Origin of the sequence: Methylophilus sp. Q8 (assembly GCF_000800115.1) — a bacterium.
In the GTDB taxonomy this organism is placed as follows: Bacteria; Pseudomonadota; Gammaproteobacteria; order Burkholderiales; family Methylophilaceae; genus Methylophilus.
Genome location: NZ_JUHE01000001.1, coordinates 2865908 through 2882920 on the forward strand (window position 1 = coordinate 2865908; position 17013 = coordinate 2882920).

General features: G+C 49.4%; 16 protein-coding genes, 1 tRNA gene and 1 riboswitch. Of the genes, 6 read left to right on the forward strand and 11 right to left on the reverse strand.

Going from position 1 to position 17013, the window contains the following annotated elements:
• The first annotated feature begins 141 nt into the window (after positions 1-141).
• Together GQ52_RS13530 and GQ52_RS13535 are read left to right on the forward strand one after the other, a co-directional pair.
• Positions 142-2730: a bifunctional diguanylate cyclase/phosphodiesterase gene (locus tag GQ52_RS13530; protein WP_047518384.1), complete on the forward strand. Its 2589-nt coding sequence runs from the start codon at positions 142-144 to the stop codon at positions 2728-2730.
• A gap of 105 nt (positions 2731-2835) precedes the next feature.
• A complete protein-coding gene (locus tag GQ52_RS13535; protein WP_047518387.1) occupies positions 2836-3708 on the forward strand; it encodes a phosphotransferase in 873 nt (290 codons plus the stop codon).
• 33 nt (positions 3709-3741) lie between these two features.
• Here GQ52_RS13535 and pnuC read toward each other — a convergent pair whose 3' ends face one another.
• From pnuC to GQ52_RS13570, 7 genes are all read right to left on the reverse strand, one after another.
• Entirely contained in the window at positions 3742-4353 is a 612-nt protein-coding gene (pnuC, locus tag GQ52_RS13540; protein WP_047518389.1) for a nicotinamide riboside transporter PnuC, read from the reverse strand.
• 34 nt (positions 4354-4387) lie between these two features.
• On the reverse strand, positions 4388-4648 hold the full coding sequence (locus GQ52_RS13545) for a YkoF family thiamine/hydroxymethylpyrimidine-binding protein (RefSeq protein WP_047518390.1): 261 nt from the start codon (positions 4646-4648) through the stop codon (positions 4388-4390).
• Between the two features lie 43 nt (positions 4649-4691).
• Positions 4692-6782, reverse strand: a complete 2091-nt coding sequence (locus tag GQ52_RS13550; RefSeq protein ID WP_047518391.1) for a TonB-dependent receptor — start codon at positions 6780-6782, stop codon at positions 4692-4694.
• A gap of 98 nt (positions 6783-6880) precedes the next feature.
• Positions 6881-6984, reverse strand: a riboswitch (TPP riboswitch).
• A 187-nt stretch (positions 6985-7171) separates the two neighbouring features.
• On the reverse strand, positions 7172-7447 hold the full coding sequence (locus tag GQ52_RS13555) for a cupin domain-containing protein (protein ID WP_019881932.1): 276 nt from the start codon (positions 7445-7447) through the stop codon (positions 7172-7174).
• Between the two features lie 70 nt (positions 7448-7517).
• Positions 7518-7607 (reverse strand) — tRNA-Ser (locus GQ52_RS13560).
• A gap of 25 nt (positions 7608-7632) precedes the next feature.
• Positions 7633-8166 carry a peptide deformylase gene (gene def, locus GQ52_RS13565; RefSeq protein ID WP_047518394.1) on the reverse strand — a complete coding sequence of 178 codons (534 nt, stop codon included), beginning with the start codon at positions 8164-8166 and terminating at the stop codon, positions 7633-7635.
• A 14-nt stretch (positions 8167-8180) separates the two neighbouring features.
• Positions 8181-8936, reverse strand: coding sequence for an S-methyl-5'-thioinosine phosphorylase (locus GQ52_RS13570; RefSeq protein ID WP_019881929.1), 756 nt, complete (start codon positions 8934-8936; stop codon positions 8181-8183).
• Positions 8937-9021: 85 nt separating this feature from the next.
• On the opposite strand from GQ52_RS13570, the gene hpnC reads away from it, so the two are divergent.
• From hpnC to hpnE, 3 genes are read left to right on the forward strand one after another with little or no spacing between them, the layout of a single operon-like run.
• Entirely contained in the window at positions 9022-9891 is an 870-nt protein-coding gene (gene hpnC, locus GQ52_RS13575; protein ID WP_047518396.1) for a squalene synthase HpnC, read from the forward strand.
• Positions 9888-10730, forward strand: coding sequence for a presqualene diphosphate synthase HpnD (gene hpnD / locus GQ52_RS13580; protein ID WP_047518398.1), 843 nt, complete (start codon positions 9888-9890; stop codon positions 10728-10730). Before hpnC ends, hpnD begins: the two co-directional genes overlap by 4 nt.
• Positions 10727-12040 carry a hydroxysqualene dehydroxylase HpnE gene (gene hpnE / locus GQ52_RS13585; protein WP_047518400.1) on the forward strand — a complete coding sequence of 438 codons (1314 nt, stop codon included), beginning with the start codon at positions 10727-10729 and terminating at the stop codon, positions 12038-12040. Before hpnD ends, hpnE begins: the two co-directional genes overlap by 4 nt.
• 3 nt (positions 12041-12043) lie before the next feature.
• On the opposite strand, the gene GQ52_RS13590 is transcribed toward hpnE, so the two are convergent.
• The gene (locus GQ52_RS13590; protein WP_019881925.1) at positions 12044-12328 is read right to left on the reverse strand and encodes a hypothetical protein; all 285 of its coding nucleotides are present in this window, start codon (positions 12326-12328) and stop codon (positions 12044-12046) included.
• 269 nt (positions 12329-12597) lie between these two features.
• Between GQ52_RS13590 and GQ52_RS13595 the strand changes: the two genes are divergently transcribed.
• The gene (locus tag GQ52_RS13595) at positions 12598-12882 is read left to right on the forward strand and encodes a hypothetical protein (RefSeq protein WP_047518402.1); all 285 of its coding nucleotides are present in this window, start codon (positions 12598-12600) and stop codon (positions 12880-12882) included.
• 111 nt (positions 12883-12993) lie between these two features.
• Here the strand turns inward: GQ52_RS13595 and radA are convergent, their stop codons facing one another.
• Genes radA through dnaB form a run of 3 tightly spaced genes read right to left on the reverse strand, consistent with a single transcriptional unit; the run spans position 12994 to position 16806 of the window.
• Positions 12994-14349: a DNA repair protein RadA gene (gene radA / locus GQ52_RS13600; protein WP_019881923.1), complete on the reverse strand. Its 1356-nt coding sequence runs from the start codon at positions 14347-14349 to the stop codon at positions 12994-12996.
• Positions 14342-15406, reverse strand: a complete 1065-nt coding sequence (gene alr / locus GQ52_RS13605; RefSeq protein WP_047518407.1) for an alanine racemase — start codon at positions 15404-15406, stop codon at positions 14342-14344. The genes radA and alr overlap by 8 nt, the downstream gene beginning before the upstream one ends.
• Positions 15407-15423: 17 nt before the next feature.
• The gene (dnaB, locus tag GQ52_RS13610; protein WP_019881921.1) at positions 15424-16806 is read right to left on the reverse strand and encodes a replicative DNA helicase; all 1383 of its coding nucleotides are present in this window, start codon (positions 16804-16806) and stop codon (positions 15424-15426) included.
• Between the last annotated feature and the right edge of the window lie 207 nt (positions 16807-17013).

Genomic DNA, 17013 nt, shown 5'->3' on the forward strand with positions numbered 1-17013 from the left:
CTTAATCCACATTGATTATGCGATTTCTAAAGCACATAATGCGATTAACACACGTAAAGAAATTCCTGTTTCTTGCCGAAAAAGAATAAAGACGTGTGTCATGCCATACAAAAATGACTACGAACAGTATTGGGGGTAGTTATGATCAATCAGGTATCCGGGGCCTTGCCCCAATATTCCATCCTGGACGATATTGATGTGCCCGAAAAGGTACTGCAGAGCTGGCAAATCACCACAGACTTGCTCGCTTATATTGCCCATATTCCTGCAGCGCTGATCATGCGCGCGCATGCGCACGAGATAGAAGTGTTTGTATCCAGCCATAGCGAAGGTAATGTTTATCATCAAGGTGAACATGCCAGTTTAAATACAGGCCTCTATTGTGAAAATGTGATCAGTAATCACCAGGCACTGCTGATCCAGAATGCGCTGACCAGCCCTGGCTGGGAGCAAAATCCAGATGTCGCCCTGGGCATGATTTCTTATTATGGGTTACCGCTTAACTGGCCGAATGGCGAGGTGTTTGGCACCATTTGCATTCTGGACACCAAGGAAAACCATTATGACCAGGTGGTGAAAGAGCTGATTGGCCAGTTCCGCGACAGCATCCAGCTCAGCCTCTACCATATTTACCACTCCAGCCTGGCCACCGAGCAAAGAGACCAGGCCAGGGAAGCACTGCGGGATAGCGAGGCCTTATTCCGGGCGGTGTTTGAACACGCTGCGATTGGCATTGCACAAGTGGATTTATCTGGCCGCTTTTTGCAAATCAACCGCGAATTTTGCCGCATCATCGGTTACAGCCAGGACGACATCCTGTTGCAACACATGACTTACCAGCAAATTACGCTACCTGATGACCTGATCAAGGAAGCGGAAACCATTGCGCATTTGTTAAACGGCGACATTGACCAATATATTGTAGAGAAACGCTACCTGCATAAAATGGGGCAAGTGGTGTGGGTGAATCTGTCAGTGCATTTATTACGCGATGATCAACAGCAACCCCTGTATTACATCAGCGCGGTGCAAGACATCAGCGAAAGAAAACTGGCAGAAGAAGAGCTGAAGCTGGCGGGCCTGGTCTATAACAACAGCAGTGAGGCGATGGCCATCACAGATGCCTATGGCGCGGTTTTGGCGATCAACCCCGCATTTACTAAAATGACGGGCTATGCGCTGGAGGAAATCAAGGGGCAATCCATCACCCTCTTGCGCTCCGATCAGCACGATGCCCCTTTTTATGCCGCGCAAAGCCAGGCCATTCAGGCCTGTGGGCAATGGCAAGGTGAAGTCTGGAGCAAACGTAAGAATGGCGCTATTTTCCCTACCTGGCTAACGATCAACACCTCTTACCAGGCTGACGGCGCAGTACATAGACGCGTCGGCCTGTTTTCTGATATTTCTGCCATCAAAGATGCAGAGGCGTTAATACTCAAACAGGCCAATTTTGACCAGCTGACCAAGCTGCCTAACCGGCAATTATTCCAGGACCGCCTGGAACAGACCCTTAAAATGACGCAACGGGAACACCAGAAATGCGCCCTGCTCTTCATTGATCTCGACCGCTTTAAAGAGATTAATGATACGCACGGCCACAATGTCGGCGACACGTTGCTGATTGAAGCCGCTGCCCGCATCGTTGCTTGTGTGCGCAAATCCGATACCGTCGCCCGCCTCGGCGGCGATGAGTTCACCGTGATTCTGAGTGATACCCACGACAATATGATGATTGCGCATATTGCACAAAACATTATCAATCACTTGTCAGAGCCATTTATCACGGTGAAAAAAGAAGCTTTTATCTCGGCGAGTGTCGGCATTGCTATTTACCCTGAAGATGCCACCGATGCGCAACAACTGCTCAAAATCGCAGACCAGGCCATGTATGTGGCCAAGAATGCCGGACGTGGCTGCTATCGCTTTTTCACCAAGCTGATGCAGCAGGAGTCAGATTTCCGCATTCGCCTGTCTACCGATTTGCGCCAGGCATTGTCACGCAAACAGTTTTCTGTGCACTACCAGCCCATTATTGAGCTCTCCAGCGGCCGCATTAATAAAGCAGAAGCTTTGCTACGCTGGAAACATCCGGAACTGGGGTATATCAGCCCGGATATTTTTATCCCCATTTGCGAACACTACGGCACTATCCATGAAATTGGTAACTGGGTATTTATAGAAGCCGTCAAACAAGGCGCCAGATTTAAACAACTGCTGGGGCGCGACTTTGAAATTGCCGTCAATAAATCGCCGGTGCAATTCAAAGCGAATGAAGAAATGATGCATAACTGGATTAGTCTGCTGGATCATATTCACTTCCCGACCAAGTGCGTCGTGATTGAAATTACCGAAGGCGTGCTGATGGACCTGGTCGGCAATATTGAAGAGAAACTGATGGGATTTCACAATGCCGGCATTCATATCGCCATTGATGACTTTGGCACCGGTTACTCTTCTTTATCCTACCTGAAAAAATTCAACGTCGACTATTTGAAGATTGATCGTTCATTCACGGCCAACCTGGCGCCAGACTCCAGCGAACTGGCGATTTGTGAAGCCATTATTGAGATGGCGCATAGACTGAAGATTAAAGTCATTGCGGAAGGCATAGAAACTGAGGCGCAATTGCATTTGCTGCAAGAAATACATTGCGACTTTGGTCAGGGCTATTTATTCGCCAAACCAATGCCAGCGGATGCATTCGAGAAGTTACTGATTGATTTAGGCTAAAGGTCTCACCTTACTGCCCTGTCACGGCTGCGACCTTCAGGAGATAGGCGAATCACGATGATCAGATGATTTAAACCGTCTGATGATTTAAAATGACTCGCTTAAATGTTTACCTATCCCCTACTCACTCCCGCCGAACAAGCCAGTTTGCCTACACTGGTTGCCGAGCCTAATCCCATCCAAGCCAAGTTTGAGGATAGCACGCACCAGCTGTTTTATTGCCAAACGACGGATGGCGAAATGGTGCTGAAAGTGTGTCATGAAGCGACCATTAGAAGCTCTCACTTCTGGCTAGGTGCAAACCATTTATTTGCAGCCAACTTCCCTGACAGCCTGGGCGATATCCATCTAACGCATCATTTTTTGCAGAAAAACGGTGCACTGACAGTGCCTGGTTTTGTCGCCGCCAATGCTCAACGATTTGTGCTTACCCGTTTTTTAGCCGGCAAGGATTTAGATGCTGAACTTATTGCTGATGATTGGGTAATACAGTTAGCCGAGCATATTGTAAAACTGCATCAATGCACTTACACCAGCTGGGGCCAGCTGCATGCGCCAAAGTTGCCTGCCATTGAATGGTCCGGCCGTTTGCACCAAACAATTACTTGTCTGGCCAAACAACAAGGCACGCCGATTGATAAAACGTTATTGGCTGAAGTATTAGCCAACGCAGAAAATATCCGCGAAACCGAATTCGTGCCGATGATGCTGGATTTACGTTGGGATCAATTCCGTTCAGGCACCAATGATTTGGCTTTGATTGATCTGGATGCATTTTTCATCGCACCACGCGCGCTGGATCTAGTGCTGCTTGAATATGCATTAACACCCACGCAGTTGGCTTTATTCAAACGGCACTATATTCAAACACACAACTGGCCCGAGCATGGAGCATACAAATGCTGCTATCAGTTGCTGTTGTTTTTGATGAATATATTAGGTGAGACTGATTTGGCAAAATGGATGCAGCAAATATAAATGCTGCAATCCGTTTACCATCATGATGGGTGTTTAAGCTTTTTGTTGCCGATAAAGCTTCACCCAGCTGATAAAACCGACAATCGCCAGAATCGTATTCAGCACAAATAAAGCCGCCGTAGCGTAATAGCCTGTTTGCACATACAAGAGCGTGGCAGCACCATCAATCACCGCCCAATATAGCCAGTTTTCCAATACCTTCCTGGCAATCAGCCAGGTGTTCATCACAGAAAAAACCGTCGTATAAGCATCTAACATCGGGCTTTGCGATTGTCCGGTTTTTTGCAAATAGGCACTGACCAAAGCACTCACAACAACTCCTACAGCAATAAAACCAACATGCCAAAGCCATGGCCAACGGCTGATCTGTAATGTATCAGTTTTAGCACCATGTTTATGCCATGCCCAAAAACCATAAATCGCCATGCCAATATAGTAAAAATTCAGCAGCGCTTGCATGGGAAGCTGACCTTCCCAAAACAGCATGGTGTATACCAGAGTACTGAAGAAGGCAAACAGCCAACACCATTGTGACTCTTTTGCCGCCAGCAAAATATAGGCCACGCCCATCAAAGCCGCGGCGATTTCCCAATTGGACATTTGTTGAAATGCAGTCAGGATGGGCTGGAAATTATCTTGGTTCATGATCGATAAACACGCAAGAGATTAATGAGAAGGTCTATACATCAACCACATCGGCCCTGTCTGTACCAATAAACTTCATCACAAATACACTGTGCGGCAACGCATTAAACACCGCCTCCATTTCAGCATCCAGGCAATCCATCACGTCGCGATACTCGCCAAACACCTGCGTCGCCAGGCTATTACGCTTGACGACCAGATGTTCATTGGCTTCGAGCTTATTTATGAACTCAAGAATGGGTTCTACATAGCCCTCGGTTAAAGGGTACAAACTAATATCGACTGAAATACGCATTTAGCGCTCCTTTCATCAGGCGAGCTCTTGCTCTGGCAACATTTTAGTAATCATAACTGACGGTAATACCGGCTACGCGTGGTTGACCGTATTGAATATATTTTTCATTAACCGTGTAGTTATTCGCTGGGTTGTTAGGAAAGTAAAATCCTCGAGCGGCATACTCTTTGTCAAATAAATTCCGTACCCAACCGCTGACCTTCCAATGTTTGTCATGCTTATAATCGAGGCTTGCATTCACAAGCGCATAAGCATTAGATTTTGCATTATGACTGTCTGAAAAATAAAACTCGTCTTTTCCTTCTACATTCGCGCGCAACGTCAAGTTTTCATTCGCATAGAACTCAGAACCCAAGTTAAATGTGTATCTGGGAGCGTTTGATACTTGGCGACCATCGAAACTCACTCCGTTTGCGATATGGTTTCTAAACTTGGCATCCAGTAGACCCAATGATCCCAGGATGCGTAGTTTGTCAGTTGCAAACCAATCGAAACTCGCTTCCAAGCCTTGATGAGTCGCATTTGAAGCATTGTTAATATATTCTAGGAATGGGCCACTACCAAGAGCCTTGGAAGACTTGATCTGGGCATCATTTCGCTCTGTGCGAAACACAGATAATGTTGTAATCAACGTTTTGTTAAACCAACTGGATTTAATACCCGTCTCGAGACTGATGTTATATTCCTGCTTGATATTGCGTTGCTCACTGTTCAGTCGGCCATCATTATTAACACCACCAGCTTTAAAGCCACGCGACAATGTTGTGTAAAGCAAATGGTCTTGATTGGCTTGATAGTTCAATCCAATTTTTCCACCGAATAGATTTTCAGCAACAGAAGTGTTATCGATATTCACTAGGTTATAGGCATCATCGTAACCTGTTGCATCAGATAAAGTGGCTTTGAAATGCTCAAGACGCAGACCATTGGTCAACGTTAATTTTTCGGTCAAATAAGTATCTAGTTGACCATAAAGCGCAGTATTGTTGGTTTCATAATGGCCGCCCGAGTTGGGGTCAGCATAATAATTGGAATTGATTTGAAAGTTTTCTTTTTGGTTATAATGAAATAAACCGACTGTCCAATCTGTGGTCCCGCCAAAGATTCGACCTGGTTTATCAGAGAGCGCACGAACATCAAAAGAGTAGTTCTCACGTTTTCGGTTAAAACTCTCAAAATAATCCGGCGGTACAGCGGTCCAATCTGCATCGTAGCTGTATAGTACGTCTGAATGAAGGTAATTGACTTGTGATTGAATAATCACTGCATCAGACGCTTGCCAATTAGCTTTTAACGCTAGCGCATTAGTTTCTTGATTATCAGAACCTGGCTGATTAGATCTTGTTTTGCCGCTATTATCCAATGTAAAAGCATCATAGCCATTGCGAATGTTTAAATGCAGATAGGTCAAATCTACAGTTAAGTTTTCGGTAGCTAGCCATTTTAACTTGCCACGTAGCGTCAGCTCGTTTTGGTCTTGGGTATCATCGCGACCTAAATATACATTCTTAACATAACCATCTGATTGATGGTTGTAAACGGCAAGTCTTCCCAACAAGGTATCATCTTTTATAGCGCCGCCAACAGCAAAACCAACATTTTGCGTATCATAATTACCAGCGGCAGTCTCAAAGTGCATCTTAAAGTCTTTGGTAGGCTCTTTACTACGCAAATTAATGGTGCCTGCTAAGCCATTATTACCAAATTTGGTGCCCTGTGGACCACGTAAAATCTCTACCGAATCAATATCAAACAGCGTTGCGGCACCGCCAATACGACTAAAGTCTATTCCATCGATAATCAGCCCAACTGAAGGGTTTATTGGAGATGAATACTGACTGTCTTCACCCATGCCGCGTATTTGAAAAAACTGCCCCCGAGAAGCGCCACTGGCAAAACCAACGTTGGGTGCCAAGTTAAGCACTTCTTCCAAGTGTTGCGCGCCACGTGACTCTATGGTTTCTTTGTCAATTTCGGTCAGGCTGACAGCTGTTTTTTGTGCGGTACTGGGGCGAAAGTCTGCGCTGACCACAACTTCCGAGAGTTCAACGGCTTTGTTGTCATCTTCTACACCCAACGCAGGCATGGTCAGTAACAGCCCGATGAGGGGTAATGGTTTTGTAATCGGTTTCAAGGTAATCCTTTCTATCAAGATACATAAAAAGGACAGGGGGAGAGTGACAAGGACGTGAGTAGGTGTGTTGATGAAACAACAAACCAAAAACATTTGCGTTGTAGAGGCTCTGCCTGTCCCTACGCCAGCATTATCTGGGTCAGGTTCATTGGGTTTCTCACTTGCGCGAGATCTCAGGCGTTAGCCACCCCAAGGCGTTTTGATTTTTCAATCAGGGTGAGATTGTATTTTAATATCAACAACTTGGCTAGAGAGCGATGTTGAATGGTGTTTGAATTTAAAGCACAATTTGCAAAGTTTAATGATTCCAGCTTTAAATCGCAGTGTTCTAAAAACAAAAAACCCTGCATTGCAGGGTTTTTTATTGAATACTAGCTACAACAAATCAATTAGAAATGTTTGTAGTGTTTTTTCAATTGCTTAACTACTTCCCACTGGGATTTCAAGCCTTTTGGAAACTCAACATAGTCACCAGCCTTGATCGTTACAGTGTCGCCACCTTGTGGAGTCACTTTGAATTCGCCTTCTAACACGTAGGCTTTTTCAGTCGCTGTGAAATCCAAAGGGAATTTTGAAGGTGCGCAATCCCATGTGTTCCAGCTTTTTACGCCCAGTTCTTTCAGCTTCTCTTCTGATGGGTTATGGTCGATGATGATTTGAGTCATGACGATTCCTTAAATTGAGTAATTAAAACCTGCAAATAGAAATGCCGCAAAAACTGCGGCATGACATGTCTGGCGGAAGAGGTGAGATTCGAACTCACGGAGGGCGTGAACCCTCGACAGTTTTCAAGACTGTAGCATTAAACCGCTCTGCCACTCTTCCGGAAAGTCGGCATTATAGCAAACAATCAGTCATCTGGAAGCGTTATTCCAGGAAAAAGTACATCATTAAAGCCAAATTTTGTCAGATCACGGATACGCATGGGGTAAAGTATGCCAAACAAGTGGTCACACTCATGCTGGACGACACGCGCATGAAAGCCGCTCACGGTACGGTCAATCACGTTACCTTGCGGATCAAAACCGCGATAATGCAGATGCTGGTAACGTGGTACCACACCGCGCATGCCGGGGACAGACAGGCAGCCTTCCCAGCCCTCTTCTTCAGTTTGGTCGACCGGGGTCAATTCAGGATTAATCAGAATAGTGAACGGGACCTCTTCCGCATCCGGATAACGCGGATTCGCGCCGACGCCAAACATCACCACCTGCATGCTGACGCCAATTTGTGGTGCGGCGATGCCTGCCCCATTCATCTGCGCCATGGTGTCGTGCATGTCCTGAATCAGCGCATGCAACTCAGGCGTATCAAACTGGGTGACTTTATCTGCGACGCGATATAACAGTGGCTCGCCCATACGCAATACCGGTTTCACCGCCATCGTTGTCTCCTCCCCTACGCTATCGAACAGTCGTTATCAGCCAAATAATGCGCAATCACTGTGCGTACTTTATCCATGGTTTGCTGCAACAACGGCATCACTTGTTCAAACTGGATAGATTGCGCACTATCACCACGGCCAGCGGCAAAGTTTGCCACCGGACAAATGGCAGCATAAGCCAAGCCAAGTTCGCGTGCCAAGACCGCCTCCGGCATACCGGTCATGCCAACAACAGTGGCACCATCGTGCTCGTAGCGGTTGATCTCAGCTGCCGTTTCCAGGCGTGGCCCCTGTACGCACGCATAGACACCGCCATCCACCACGCTATAGCCGACATCAGCCGCCGCTTGCAGGCAGCGCTCGCGCATGGCCTGTGAATACGGCTGGGTAAAGTCGATATGGCGCACAGGCAGCTCAATGCCATCGTGATAAGTGTTACTGCGGCCATAGGTATAATCCAGAATCTGGTTCGGCAACACGATATCACCCGGGATCAGGTTGCGAGCGATGCCACCGACGGTAGCGACCGCCAGCAAGTTGCGTACACCAACAGAATGCAGCGCCCAGATATTCGCCCGGTAATTCACCGCATGCGGTGGAATGGTATGACCGCCACCATGACGCGCCAGAAACACCACTTCTTTGCCATTTATCTCGCCAAACACCAATGGCTGTGAAGGTTCGCCATACGGTGTACGTACGATCAAGCGTTTCGAAATATTTAAATTATCCAGCGCGGTCAATCCGGTACCGCCAATAATGCCTAACATCCTGTCATCCCCAACTTTGATTTCTCTTTAGACTTGTTCATCTGCAAGGCGTAAGCGTATCACGGATTTATGGCATACTTAAGCCATGCAAGCCTTTTCCAAGCCAGCCGAGCCATCTCCCAGCCTGACGCTGGCGCAAACGCACTACGAAAACTTCCCGGTTGCCTCCCTGCTGTTACCCGCGCATTTGCGTCATGCAGTCACGGTGATTTACCAGTTCGCGCGTGAAGCAGATGATATTGCTGATGAAGGCGATGCGACTGAAGCGTCACGGCTGCAAGCATTGCAAGCGTATGAAGACGAGTTATTGCTGATCCAGGCCTATATCAAGCCAGCTAAGCCCTTATTTATCGCCTTGCAGCAAGTGGTTAACACCCACAAACTGGACGTGCAATTATTGCTAGACCTGATAGATGCTTTTAAACAGGACGTGGTTAAAACCCGCTATGCCAATGTTGATGAGGTGCTGGACTACTGCCGCCGCTCGGCCAACCCGGTAGGCCGCTTGATGTTGCAACTATATGGCAGCGATACGCCTCAACACCGGCTGTGGTCTGACCAGATTTGCAGCGCCTTGCAACTGATTAATTTTTATCAGGACATCGCACCAGATCTGCAAAAACACGGTGCGGTTGGGCGCATTTACCTGAGTCTGGACGAGATGCAGGCCGCAGGCATCAGTGAGCAGGATTTACGTCAACAGCGTGTGGATGCGCCCTGGCAAGCTTTTTTCATGCACAATGTGATGCGCGCAGAAACCATGCTGCTAGCCGGGAAACCACTAGGTCGCGCCTTGCCAGGCCGCATCGGTTTTGAGTTGCGCATGATGATTGCAGGTGGCGAACGTATCCTACATAAATTAAAATCCTGCCGTGGCGATATCTATCATCATCGCCCAACCCTGAAAGCCTATGACTGGCTGCTGATTTTGCTGAAAGCCCTGTTTAAACAATGACACCGCAACAATATTGCCAACAAAAAACCCGTGAAAGTGGCTCCAGTTTCACGCTGAGTTTTATGTTTTTACCGAAAGACCGGCGCGATGCCATGACCGCGCTGTATGCGTTCTGTCGCGAAGTGGATGATGTGGTGGATGAATGCACCGATTACCAGATCGCCCAAACAAAACTCGCCTGGTGGAAACAGGAAATCCATAGACTGTTTCATGAAACCCCGCAGCACCCGGTCACCCAGGCCTTAAAACCGGTGGTCAATACTTTTCATTTGCAAGAAGCGCATTTCGTTGAAATCATCGATGGCATGCAAATGGACACGCAATACAACCGTTATGCCGACTTTGAACAACTGGCCTTGTATTGCTACCGGGTTGCCAGCGTGGTCGGGCTACTTTCTGCACAAATTTTTGGCTACAAAGAGCAGGCAACGCTGGAATATGCGCATGACCTGGGCATGGCATTTCAGCTGACCAATATCATTCGCGATGTCGGTGAAGACGCCCGACGCGGCCGTATTTATATTCCCCTCGATGAGCTGGAGCGTGCCGGCGTGACTGAAGATCAGTTACTCAACAGTCAAGCTTCGCCACAAACACAGGCGTTGCTGCTTAAGCAAATTGAACGCGCGGAAATGTTCTATGACAAAGCGCTGAGCCAACTCCCCAAGGCTGATACCAAACCGCAATTGCCGGGACTCATGATGGCCGCTATTTACCGCGCGCTGTTGCAGGAAATTAAACCTGAGCCCAACCTGGTGCTGACGCATAAAGTGGTGCTGCCCCCCTTCAGAAAGCTCAAACTGGCGCTGGGCGCATGGTTTAACTATCGCAAAGCATGATCGCTACCGCGTCTACTCACCGTAAAATTGCGATCATCGGTGCCGGGCTGGCTGGCGTGTCTGCAGCACTCAGGCTGTTGCAACATGGCTACCAGGTGTGTGTGTTTGAAGCCGCGCCACAAGCAGGCGGCCGTGCACGTGGCGTCGCTCATGACGCCACCACCTTGGATAACGGCCAACACCTGTGTATAGGCGCTTATCGCGCTACGCTGACTTTGCTGCAAGAGGCCAACATAGAGGCAGAACAAGTGTTTATGCGCCTGCCACTGGCCCTGCATATGCACAATGGTGCTCAGCGCATGTCATTGGTCACGCCCACATGGCTCCCTGCCCCGCTACATTTATTATGGGGCTTACTCAGTGCGCGAGGATTGGATTGGCAGAGCAAGTGGCGCGCGATCTGCTGGATGCAGCAACTCAAGCAACAGGCATTTGCACTGCCTCATGATTGCACCGTTGCCGCCTTGCTGACGGAAGGTCAGCAAACATCTTTCGCGATTAGCACTTTGTGGGAGCCTCTCTGTTTGGCGGCGCTGAATACACCGATTACCCTGGCCAGCGCACAAACTTTTCTCAATGTGCTACGCGATAGCTTCCAACACCATCGCCAGGACAGTGACTTTCTGGTGGTAAAAAGCGCTTTATCCACTGCATTGATACAGCCATTGCTACAGCGGATTAAAACATTGGGTGGTGATGTCAGGCTACGCACCCCTGTCATCGCGATACAGTCCAAGGAAGACAGCTGTGAGGTATCGACAGCGACAGGCGCAGAAACATTCGACAATGTGATTATTGCAGCAGGCCCGCATCAACTCAAAACCATCGTCGGTGAACTGACATCCAGCCCGGCATTCGACTATCAGCCAATTACCACGATTTACCTGCAATACGGCGTCGAAACGCGCTTGCCTCACCCCATCATGGGCTTATGCCATGGCCTGGCACAATGGGTATTTGACCGCGGACAATGTTGCGATCAGCCAGGATTACTCGCTGTAGTCATCAGTGCGCATCCGCCACTCATCGCCGATAAAGCCGCCTTGGTGAAGCAATGTATTGATGAAATCAACCAGGCGCTATCTGCTTATCAGATGTCACTGCCTACGCAACCCCAGTGGTCGCAAATCATCACCGAAAAGCGCGCCACTTTTAGCTGTACACCAGACTTGCCACGCCCTGCGACGCTCACCTCTAACCCGCAAGTATTTCTGGCCGGTGACTATATCGCCGGGCCCTACCCGGCCACCATTGAGGGTGCGGTCACCAGCGGCTTTGCGGCCGCGCAGGCGATCATAAGCGGCGTATAACGGTTAACCTGCCGAATCTTTGCACACGACCGCGAGGTGATTATTCGCTGGCCGGTAAATACCATCCCCGCTATCAGGAAAACTCTCTTTAAAAGACAACTGTTTGTCCACCTCATAACCCTGTGAACATAACGCACCCGCCTTGGACTGGCACTGCTCCCATGTCGTATTGAACTCGCTGCACGTCAGTGTATAGCCCATCTTGCCTTGTTGCGTCGTATATTGGTGAGGAGTCACGCTGGCACATGCAGACACGATCAGTGGTAAAAGAAAAATGATTTTTTTCATTATTTTTGCTCCTGATGTATTTTTTATTCAGTGTCATCTTATTGTCACACCCATGTGATAAGAGACACCCAGTTTGGGCAAGCACCTGTTGCGAATAGTTGCATGAAGTTTTTGTGACTAAATGGCCGCACAGTGGCGCAAAACATGGATAGCTTTTCCCTGTATCGAAGTCGCTACAAATTGCTACAAAACCCCACCCGTTTGTAACTGACAATCCCGCCCCCGTTTTTTATACTGCATGCATCGTTCATCGCAGAAAGGCAATCACCGTGAAATACGCCACCGTGATGACCACAGGTTTGCTCGTCAACATCTCGATTTTTGCATCAGCTATGCCATCTACAGAAAGCTATGCTGAATTGATGGATAACAAACAACGCATTATTAAACAACTGGCTAAACAGGTGGAATGTGTCAGATTAGCCAGTGATGACCAGGCGCTACGCGCATGCCAGGCGACATTAACGCGTGTAGAAGTAAATGTGATGGATAAAACGGCGAAGAATGCCCAAAAGTTAAAAACTGACAATCCGAAACAAACTGAGTTTTTTTAATGATTTAGCCTAAATACAGGCTCACAACCGCTTCCCTGTGGCTGTCCTCCCTCTTCTGGGCAGCCTCACTCTCTGGCAACGATTGCATTCCCGGCAGTCGTTGCCATTTTTTTATGCGCGCAGCACGTCTATCGCTTGCTCTAACCGGTCCACCGCATCAATATGCAAACCGGCCACACCGCCTTTGGGGGCATTGGCTTTGGGGATAATCGCATGCGTAAATCCCAGCTTGGCCGCCTCTTTCAGGCGCTCTTGCCCACGTTGCACCGGGCGCACCTCCCCTGCCAGACCGACCTCACCAAACACAATCAGCTTATTGGCCAAGGGCTTGTTTTTAAGTGAAGAGACAATGGCCAGCAATACCGCCAGGTCAACGGCAGGTTCACTGATTTTGACGCCACCGACCGCGTTGATAAATACATCCTGGTCGAAACAGGCCACACCTGCGTGCCTATGTAATACCGCCAGCAGCATAGCCAGGCGGTTTTGCTCCAGGCCGACACACAGGCGTTTGGGATTAGGTGCATGTGCGGTATCTACCAGCGCCTGAATTTCAACCAGCAAAGGACGCGTGCCCTCTTGGGTGACAGTAATACAAGAGCCAGGCACCGGCGACTCATGATGCGATAAAAACAAGGCTGAAGGATTGCTGACCTCGCGCAAACCTTTTTCAGTCATGGCAAATACGCCCAACTCATTCACGGCGCCGAACCGGTTTTTAAAGGCGCGGATCAGCCGGAAACTCGAATTCTGGTCACCTTCGAAGTAAAGCACGCTATCGACGATATGCTCCAGCACGCGCGGCCCAGCCAGCGAACCTTCCTTGGTAACATGGCCCACCAGGATCATACTGATGCCTAGTTGTTTGGCGATGCGCGTGAGTTGCGCGCTGCATTCACGTACCTGCGCCACAGACCCTGGTGCAGACTGTAAAGCTTCGGAGTACACGGTTTGAATCGAATCGATCACGACTACATCTGGCTTGTGCTGTTGCAGCACCTGGCTGATTTTTTCCAGGTTGATCTCGGCCAGCACATCCACCTGGCTGGCATCCAGTCCCAAACGATGCGCACGCATGGCAATCTGCTGCGCAGATTCTTCACCGCTGATATAAAAAGACTTCAGGCTTTGCGACACCTTGCATACGGTTTGCAGCAACAGTGTCGACTTACCGATCCCGGGATCACCGCCAATCAGCACCACGCCACCAGCTACCAAACCGCCGCCCAATACACGGTCAAATTCGGCAATACCGGTTGCCTGCCGCGACACATCCTGCGCCTCGACCTCGGCCAGTTTCTGCAGTTGCGCCGTCGGTGCCAGGCTGGCAAAGCGGCTTTGCGTCACTGCCTCAGGCACGGTTTCTACCAGCGTATTCCAGGCATTGCAGCTCGGGCACTGGCCTTGCCATTTAGGCTCAGAGGCACCACATTCAGTACAGGTATATTGTGTTTTTGCTTTAGCCATGAATTTTAAAAGGCACCCTGGCCGTGACGGCGCATAACAATTCGTAACCGATGGTACCGCTGGCATGCGCAACCTCATCTACCGGCACTTGCTCGCCCCACAACTCCACTGTACTGCCGATGGCAGCCTGTGGAATATCGGTAATATCGGCTGCCAGCATATCCATCGAGACCCGCCCCAATGTGCGGGTTAAATGACCGGCTACGGCAATGGGCGTGCCTGTAGGGGCATGCCGTGGATAACCGTCCGCATAGCCGCAAGCGACAATCCCCACGCGTGTGGGTTTGTCTGCGGTAAACAGGCTGCCATAACCGACACTCTCACCCGCGGCAATTTCCTGCACGGCAATCAGCCCCGACTGCAATGTCATCGCCGGTTTCAAGCCAAGGCTGCTGGCTGATTTTTCAGCTACAGGCGTCGCGCCATATAGCATGATACCAGGGCGTACCCAGTCTGCATGTGTGTGTGACTGCTGCACAATAGCCGCGGAATTGGCCAGCGAGCGTGCATAGGAGGCTGGCATCATCTGCGCCACGACTTGCATGGCAGCACCCGTGCCATCGGCCACATCTGCGTTGGCGAAATGGGTCATCAATATCAGTTCACGCACATTCGCTGAACTAGCCAACTGCTGTAATGCCTGGTGATAGTCATGCGGCTGAAAGCCCAAACGGTGCATACCGCTATCCAGCTTCAGATACACCCGCAGCGGAATATTGGGGGCACTCTCCAGCACCCACGCCAACTGGGCTTGATGGGAGACCACCGTATCCAGATGATAGCGGTCAACCAGCGCCATTTCCTCAGCCGAGAATACGCCTTCCAGCAATAAAATCGGGTGCTGGTAACCAGCATCGCGCAAGGCAATCGCCTCACTGATATTGAGTACAGCAAAGGCATCTGTTTCCTTTAGTCCACGCGCGGCATTGAGCAGGCCGTGGCCATAGGCATTGGCCTTGACGACGGAAATGACTTTAGATTGCGGCGCATAGCGCCTGACTTGCGCTAGGTTATGCGCCAGCGCAGCTTCTGAAATATGAGCAATAATAGGACGCATATATAATGCCAGCCAGATTAATACTCGTCAGGCATATACGCGGCGTTGGCGTAATCCATAAAGCGTGTATGTGCGCCCATAAAGGTCAGGCGCACGCGACCAATCGGGCCGTTACGCTGCTTGGCGATAATAATTTCTGCCGTGCCTTTTTCAGCACTGTCCGGGTTGTAGTACTCATCCCTGTACACGAACATGATCAAGTCGGCATCCTGTTCAATCGCGCCAGATTCGCGCAAGTCACTCATTACCGGACGCTTGTCCGGACGCTGGTCCACACTGCGGTTTAACTGCGAAATCGCAATTAATGGCACGTTTAACTCTTTAGCCAATGCTTTAAGCGAGCGCGAGATTTCTGAAATTTCTGTCGCCCGGTTTTCACCCTGGCGGCCAGCTGGTGAACTCATCAACTGCAAATAGTCGATAACGATCAGACCTAGCTCGCCAGTCTGCCTATGCAAACGACGCGCACGAGCGCGCACGTCAAAGCTGCTTAAACCAGCGCCTTCATCGATATAAATCGGCGCTTCGTTGAGTTTGCCCAGGGCCGTGGTCAGCTTTTCCCAGTCCTCGTCTTCGAGGTTACCGTTACGCATCTTATGCTGGTCCAGGCGGCCAATCGAACCAATCATACGTGTGGTCAGTTGTGTGGCGCCCATCTCCATCGAGAAAATGGCCACGGCTTTATTGGTCTCCAGCGCCACGTTTTCGGCAATGTTAATCGCAAACGCGGTTTTACCCATGGACGGACGACCGGCAATAATCACCATATCCCCGCCTTGCAGGCCAGAAGTCATGGAATCAAGGTCACTAAAGCCGGTCGGGATACCCGTCACATCAGAATGATTTTCACGTGAATACAGGTAGTCAATACGGTCTGCCACTTGCGGCAACAGTACTTGCATGCCCAAAAAGCCCTGGCTCTTGCGGTTACCACCTTCAGCAATCTGGAAAATCTTGGCTTCTGCTTCATCCAGCAATTGCTGTGCATTACGGCCATTCGGCAGATAAGCGCTTTCGGCAATATCGGTGCCGACAGTGACCAGTTGGCGCATGACAAAACGTTCATGCACGATTTCCGCATAACGGCGAATATTGGCCGCGGTGGGTGTATTCTGTGCCAGCGCGCCCAGATAAGCGACACCACCCACGGTAGTCAATTCATTGCTGTTTTCCAGCGACTCAGCCACCGTCACAATATCAGCAGGCTGGTTGCGCTCAATCAAGCGCGCAATATGTTCATAAATCAGCTTGTGGTCGTGCTGATAGAAGTCCTGCGGGGCCAAGATATCGGCGATCTTGTCCAGCGCTTCATTGTCGAGCAACAGCCCGCCCAAGACCGATTGCTCAGCTTCGATGGAATGTGGAGGGAGTTTTAAGAATTCGAGTTGTTCATCAGCCATCTGGTGATTATACCGAAAAGCAGTCTGGCTTTTTGAGCTTTCAGGACAGATGAAAGATTAAAATACTTTAGCCACAGAGATCTCAGAGGACGCAGAGAAAAATCTCATACACTATACTTGCAAGTTATCGAGTAACTTTATACAGCGCGAGCCACAAACGCTGTTGGCTCTGTGGCTAAAAAGAAAAAAGGCTACCGAAGTAGCCTT

Excerpts from the sequence above, each read along its gene's own strand:
- GQ52_RS13555 (WP_019881932.1), bottom strand. The coding sequence starts at position 7,447 with ATGACTCAAATCATCATCGACCATAACCCATCAGAAGAGAAGCTGAAA.
- radA (WP_019881923.1), bottom strand. The coding sequence starts at position 14,349 with ATGGCTAAAGCAAAAACACAATATACCTGTACTGAATGTGGTGCCTCT.
- GQ52_RS13570 (WP_019881929.1), bottom strand. The coding sequence starts at position 8,936 with ATGTTAGGCATTATTGGCGGTACCGGATTGACCGCGCTGGATAATTTA.
- dnaB (WP_019881921.1), bottom strand. The coding sequence starts at position 16,806 with ATGGCTGATGAACAACTCGAATTCTTAAAACTCCCTCCACATTCCATC.
- hpnD (WP_047518398.1), top strand. The coding sequence starts at position 9,888 with ATGACACCGCAACAATATTGCCAACAAAAAACCCGTGAAAGTGGCTCC.
- GQ52_RS13590 (WP_019881925.1), bottom strand. The coding sequence starts at position 12,328 with ATGAAAAAAATCATTTTTCTTTTACCACTGATCGTGTCTGCATGTGCC.
- pnuC (WP_047518389.1), bottom strand. The coding sequence starts at position 4,353 with ATGAACCAAGATAATTTCCAGCCCATCCTGACTGCATTTCAACAAATG.
- hpnE (WP_047518400.1), top strand. The coding sequence starts at position 10,727 with ATGATCGCTACCGCGTCTACTCACCGTAAAATTGCGATCATCGGTGCC.
- hpnC (WP_047518396.1), top strand. The coding sequence starts at position 9,022 with ATGCAAGCCTTTTCCAAGCCAGCCGAGCCATCTCCCAGCCTGACGCTG.
- GQ52_RS13530 (WP_047518384.1), top strand. The coding sequence starts at position 142 with ATGATCAATCAGGTATCCGGGGCCTTGCCCCAATATTCCATCCTGGAC.
- GQ52_RS13535 (WP_047518387.1), top strand. The coding sequence starts at position 2,836 with ATGTTTACCTATCCCCTACTCACTCCCGCCGAACAAGCCAGTTTGCCT.
- GQ52_RS13545 (WP_047518390.1), bottom strand. The coding sequence starts at position 4,648 with ATGCGTATTTCAGTCGATATTAGTTTGTACCCTTTAACCGAGGGCTAT.
- alr (WP_047518407.1), bottom strand. The coding sequence starts at position 15,406 with ATGCGTCCTATTATTGCTCATATTTCAGAAGCTGCGCTGGCGCATAAC.
- def (WP_047518394.1), bottom strand. The coding sequence starts at position 8,166 with ATGGCGGTGAAACCGGTATTGCGTATGGGCGAGCCACTGTTATATCGC.